Origin of the sequence: uncultured Intestinibacter sp. (assembly GCF_902468165.1) — a bacterium.
Lineage (GTDB): Bacteria > Bacillota > Clostridia > Peptostreptococcales > Peptostreptococcaceae > Intestinibacter.
The window spans coordinates 1-5,538 of record NZ_CABQXJ010000113.1 but is presented as its reverse complement, the minus strand read 5'-3'; the positions used below and the strand labels follow the sequence as shown (position 1 = coordinate 5,538).

Annotated in this window: 6 protein-coding genes; 1 reads left to right on the top strand and 5 read right to left on the bottom strand. The window is 27.3% G+C overall.

The genetic code is table 11. The features are described from left to right. Positions 1 to 33: 33 nt before the first annotated feature. Positions 34 to 1,269, bottom strand: a complete 1,236-nt coding sequence (locus tag RDX53_RS13605) for an aminotransferase class I/II-fold pyridoxal phosphate-dependent enzyme (protein ID WP_207743836.1) — start codon at positions 1,267 to 1,269, stop codon at positions 34 to 36. Positions 1,270 to 1,474: 205 nt separating this feature from the next. Between RDX53_RS13605 and RDX53_RS13600 the strand changes: the two genes are divergently transcribed. Beyond that, entirely contained in the window at positions 1,475 to 1,660 is a 186-nt protein-coding gene (locus RDX53_RS13600) for a hypothetical protein (protein ID WP_195930190.1), read from the top strand. A gap of 41 nt (positions 1,661 to 1,701) precedes the next feature. Here the strand turns inward: RDX53_RS13600 and RDX53_RS13595 are convergent, their stop codons facing one another. The 4 genes from RDX53_RS13595 to RDX53_RS13580 all read right to left on the bottom strand — a co-directional run. Continuing rightward, the gene (locus RDX53_RS13595) at positions 1,702 to 1,890 is read right to left on the bottom strand and encodes a hypothetical protein (protein WP_243269574.1); all 189 of its coding nucleotides are present in this window, start codon (positions 1,888 to 1,890) and stop codon (positions 1,702 to 1,704) included. 145 nt (positions 1,891 to 2,035) lie between these two features. Continuing rightward, positions 2,036 to 2,494: a DUF134 domain-containing protein gene (locus RDX53_RS13590; RefSeq protein WP_195930188.1), complete on the bottom strand. Its 459-nt coding sequence runs from the start codon at positions 2,492 to 2,494 to the stop codon at positions 2,036 to 2,038. A 187-nt stretch (positions 2,495 to 2,681) separates the two neighbouring features. Then, entirely contained in the window at positions 2,682 to 3,533 is an 852-nt protein-coding gene (locus tag RDX53_RS13585) for an Mrp/NBP35 family ATP-binding protein (RefSeq protein WP_195930187.1), read from the bottom strand. A 126-nt stretch (positions 3,534 to 3,659) separates the two neighbouring features. Then, on the bottom strand, positions 3,660 to 5,538 hold a 1,879-nt coding region (locus RDX53_RS13580), incomplete at its 5' end, for an ATP-binding protein (RefSeq protein ID WP_307994339.1).

Sequence of the window (5,538 nt, the reverse complement as noted above, 5' to 3'; positions counted from 1 at the left end):
CGGGCTGTTCACTTTTCTTTTTTATTTTAATTACTATATCTTATCTAGTACTTCTTTTATTATAGCCGGAGCTTTTCTACATTTAGATTTTTCAACTGCGCAAACAGCAAATCTCAATCCCATTTTTAAAGGAACTAAGTAAAGATTTTCTTTTGCTAATTCTTCACACGCCTTCATAGGGTCGTCACATGGTATACTTATAAAGAATCCATCTCTATAAGGTAAAATATCAAGTCCACATTCTTTAGCTCCTTCAACAAAAGAATTAGCTCTTACTAAAAGCATATCTTTATATGAATTCTTTTCAGTTTCATATTCTTCATATTTTTTACTATCTGCAACTATTTGTGATAATACAGCCATAGCTCCTCTATTACAGTTTGACCAAGTTGCTCTGCATGAATGCATTAATGAATAGTAAAACTCTTCTGCTACATCTTTATCTGAAGATATACCTATTGCAGCACCCATTCTCATACCATATGCCGTAAATCCTTTTGACATACTAAATGCAACTATTGTAAGTATATTACTTGGTAAATTTCCAAATTTCTTAAAGAATTTTCTACTTGCATCGTCATCTCTAACAAAATCAATATAAGCAACATCCACAAGAAATACTATCTTCTTTGTAGTATCTTTCGCTGCTTCTTTTGTCAAATCTAATACTTTATCCCATTCTTCATCAGTTAAACTATATCCTGTTGGATTATTACCTGGTGAATTTATTATTGTAAATATTCTACCTTGTTTATTTAGAATTTCAGTAAATTTTTCGCTAAATGATGATATATTGAAGTTTCCTTTTTCATCAAATAAAGAGTAATTTTGTATTCCTCTTTTTGTTTCTTCTCCTATTATTCCATATGGAGACCAATACCAATCTGAAACTAATACATCTTCCCCTTCATCAGTATAATTATACATAGCTAATTTTATGGCACCACTACCACCTGGTGAAGCTACTACTTTAACATATCCTTCTGGCTCATTTCCTTTAAAGCAAACTTTTTTTACTGCCTCTTGGTATTCTGGTTGACCTCCTATAGAAGCATATGCTGAAATTTCTTCATTAGGTAAACTTTTAAGCTGGTCATACACTGTTTTCATAGCTATTAATTTACCATTGTCGTCCATTAAAGCTCCTATTGTTGCATTAATAACCTTATCTTTTCCATATTGCGCCTCAGCTGCTTGCGCCCTTTCTGATAAGCTAAATATTATATCATTTTCTTTTGGCCATTTAGCATGTTCTGCCACCATACTCATATAAATCACCCCTAATTTTAAAATAATTACATTATATGTTGATACCTTACTTATATAATAATAAATTCCAGTTATAGGAATGTCAATAATAAATATATAATATTTTATGAAAATTCTTGAAATTAAATATTTCCAATTTATGTTTATTTATATCAAAAACTTCTATATAATTTAGGTATAGTATGAATTTTAAGGGGTGATATATATGGCTGCAGGCTGTTCAATGGAAAGAGGTATTCACGAAGAAGTTCTTTATAAACAAATAAAAGAAGTTGGATATTCTGATGCAGATTTACTAAAATTAATATCTGATAGAGAAAAAAAGGGGATTATTAATGACTTTGTTTATAGAGCTTACATAAGATTAGCTAAAGAAAGAGGTTTAAAATAATATAATCATATTTTTTAAAAAGGGATCTGAATAAATTAGTTTTATTTCAGATCCTTTTCTTGTCTAAATTTCATCCTTAAATTTTTGAAAAATCTTCTCATTAGATATATTTCATAAGTCATTGCAACGCAACAAATAAGCCTTGTTGTCATGTCTGTAGTATGTAGAGCAACTCTTGTGAAATATAAAAATAAAATTAAATCTACTACAAATATAAGTACATCTAACATCAATTTATTCATCTCCTAAACAAAAAGCTCTGATTTAAACCAGAGCTTTCTATATTCTTCCTAATAATATCAAATTTTAATACTTAAGTCAATATCGCCTATATACTATGCTAAGAAACCTATCTCGTTATATATATTAACTCTATTATTTTTTATTATGCCATTTTTTATAAATACTTTGTTTTTCACTTCCCATAACTTCTGTAGAATAGCACTTAGGGCATACTATCTTATCATGTTCATATTTTATAGTATAAGTATATCCACATTTAGCACATCTAAACTGACAAAACTTTGTTGTATAATTTTCTTCAGAAATTGAAATTATCTTTTGCTGTGTCAATGCTATTGCTATTTTTTTTCGTGCACATTGAATTATATTTTGGAAAGTTTCGCATGAAATTGCCATTTTGCTGGCACATTCCTCTATTGTTAGTCCTTCGACATCTTTTAGACGTATTGCCTCTATTTCATCTACCCTTACTTCAATTTCTTCAATCTCGCTACTTTTTTTACCAAAAGGAGCAAAATAATTCCCCTCTGGATAAAATCTAACCATATTATATAAAAGTTTAACCATTCTAAATCTTGTAGATTTTATCATTATTAATCCCTCCTATACTATCGAGATTAAATTATAAAATATTACTTATTACATTTTATAGTTTAAAGATAATTATATTCCTTTAAAAATACAACTATAACTTAATTTATAATATATGCAATAAAATAGCGCTACTATTAGAATTTTAAATTAGTAACGCTATTTTGAGTGTTTATTTTGTCTATATCTAAGCTTTTTTTACTTCTATATCTTTTAATGAATTTAATAAGTTTATAACTATAGGATTGAATAATCCTTCAACCTCTTCGTCGCCATCTTTATAAACTCCAACAGACACATTTCCAAGTCCTGCATTCATAGGTAATGTTCCAAGTAAGTTTAATTGTAAATCATCCAATAATTTTTCAGTATCATTTCCTTTAAATATTTGTATTTTATTTCCACAGTCTGGGCAGACTATATAACTCATATTTTCAACTAAACCTATTATTTCTATGTTTAATTTTCTGACCATATTTACAGCTTTAGCAACTATCATTGATACCATATCTTGTGGTACTGAAACCATAACTATTCCGTTAATTGGAATTGATTGCATAACTGTCAGTGAAACATCACCTGTTCCTGGAGGCATATCTATTAATAAGTAGTCTAATTCTCCCCAGATTACATCTGTATAGAATTGTTTTACAGTATTAGATATCATTGCTCCTCTCCAAATTACTGGTTGATTTTCATCTTCTAATAATAAATTAAGTGACATTACTTTAATTCCATCAGAGCTTTGAACTGGATATATACAGTTATTAGGAGCTCCCATTGCCTTTGCATCCTTAACACCTAAAAGTCTTGGTATACTTGGACCTGTTATATCTGCGTCTAACACCCCTACTTTATATCCTTGTTTTGCTAAGTTTCTTGCTATAAGTGCAGATACAGTAGATTTTCCTACTCCACCTTTACCACTCATAACACCTATGATTTTTTTTATATTATTTAGAGGGTTGTTTTGAATACCACAACTTTGTTGGTCTTTTCCACATTCCCCTTTAGATGGACATGATCCACAGTTTGACATTTCTAATTCCTCCTTAATTGTTTTTAACATTTGTTGCTAAGTAAATGATAGTATTTTTACCATTTGTTGTCAATTCATGATTTTTTATTTATTTTACTTTTAGGTTTAATTTTATATTCATTAGTTTTACATATATATATCAGAAAATTCCACATCCATCATATTTATTTTATTTTCTTCACATTTTAAATAATGTTTTTTATTATTTTTATTTATTCTTCTTGGTAAAGTAAATATTGTCGAACATCCTTTACCTTCTTCACTTTCTATCTTTACACTTCCATCATGCATCTGAATTAGTGATTTTACTATATAAAGTCCGATTCCACTTCCTTCACGCTCACTTTTCATTTTTGTTCTAACTTGTTCAAATCTTTCAAAAATAGTTGGTATTTTATCTTTAGGTATTCCAATACCTTCATCCTTAACTTCTACAACAACATCTTTTTCCTCTAATCTTACATTTATAAATATTGTCCCATTTTCTTTATTAAATTTAACTGCGTTTGATAGTAGATTTAGCAATACTCGTTCTATCAAATCAGGGTCAAAGCTAATAATCTCTTCTTCTACATCTGTATCAAATACTAAGTTCATGTGCTTTGATTTAATAAAATGAAGTACAGAAGAACATGTATCTTCTATAAAGCTTATTATATCCGCATTTATCGGATGTATATCTATACTTTCTGAATCAATTTTTGTAGAATCGATTAAATTATTTATTAATTTGATTAATCTAAATGTATTTTGCTGCATTATATTTATATATTTTGAAAAGTAATTATAATTATTCTTATCTAAAGTGTCTAATTTTAATTTTAATACTTGTATAGAGCTTAAAATTATGTTTACAGGGGTTCTAAGTTCATGAGATATATTTGTAAAAAAATCTAATCGTATTTTTTCTTTTTCTTCTTCTATATTTACATCTTTTGTTACATCAGTTAATATTCCTATTCTTTTTATAACTTCTCCACATTCATCATGTATAGGTAAAAATTTATATTGTATCCATTTTTCTTTTCCATTTTTTAATTTAGCTTTCGATCTACCTTCATTTAATTCATTAAATTTATAATTATCTAATATTCCATATGGCTGCTTTTCATTTTTAAAAAAATCATTAAATTTATATACATCATGTGCATAATAATCACATGATTCTTCAAATACATTTTCATAAGATGGACTCATATATATTATGTTTTTTTCGTCTCTTATAAAAAATACAGATTCACAGTATTTTGTTATTTCTTTAAAAGTTTTCTCATTATTTTTTAAATTTTCATAAAATCTCGCTCTACTTTTACCATTAATAGCAATTCCCATTGTTCCTATTGGTTTATTTTCGTTATCTAATAAAGGCCATATAGTAGTATCTACATTTTGGTCTCCACCATGTAGTGAGAATGTCTCTTCAAAAATTTTTATTATATTTTCCCTTATAACTTCTTCCTCATTAGCTCTGAATGTATCACATTGTTTTTTAGGCCAAATATCATAGCTATTAAGCCCTTCTACACTCATTTTATCTGTAAAACCAACCTCATCTAGCCAAGTTTGATTTACAGTTACATAGTTTCCTTTTATATCTTTTACCCAAAAATAAATATCATTAGATTTATCTAATATCTCTGTAAATCTAAAAATTTCTTGCTCAAAATTAGATTTACACATAAATATAAAAAATTCCTCTAGATAATAACCATCAACCTTTAAATTTATTCCATATGATTTTTCTCCAAAATTTATACTCTCTAATTTATTTTTTTCAATTCTTTCTAATAATTCGTATATCTCTATCCCCTGTCTATTTGCTTTAAATTTATCTTTAATGATGTCTTTTAAAATATCTATATCTAAATTATTTTTTTTTAACATCTTTTTCAAAATATCTACAAATGATTTATTGTAGTCTACAATATCAAAATCAATATAATTCCCATTTTCATCTTTCTGAGCATTAACTTTTAGGAATCCCTCTCCACTATTTCTTAGGATT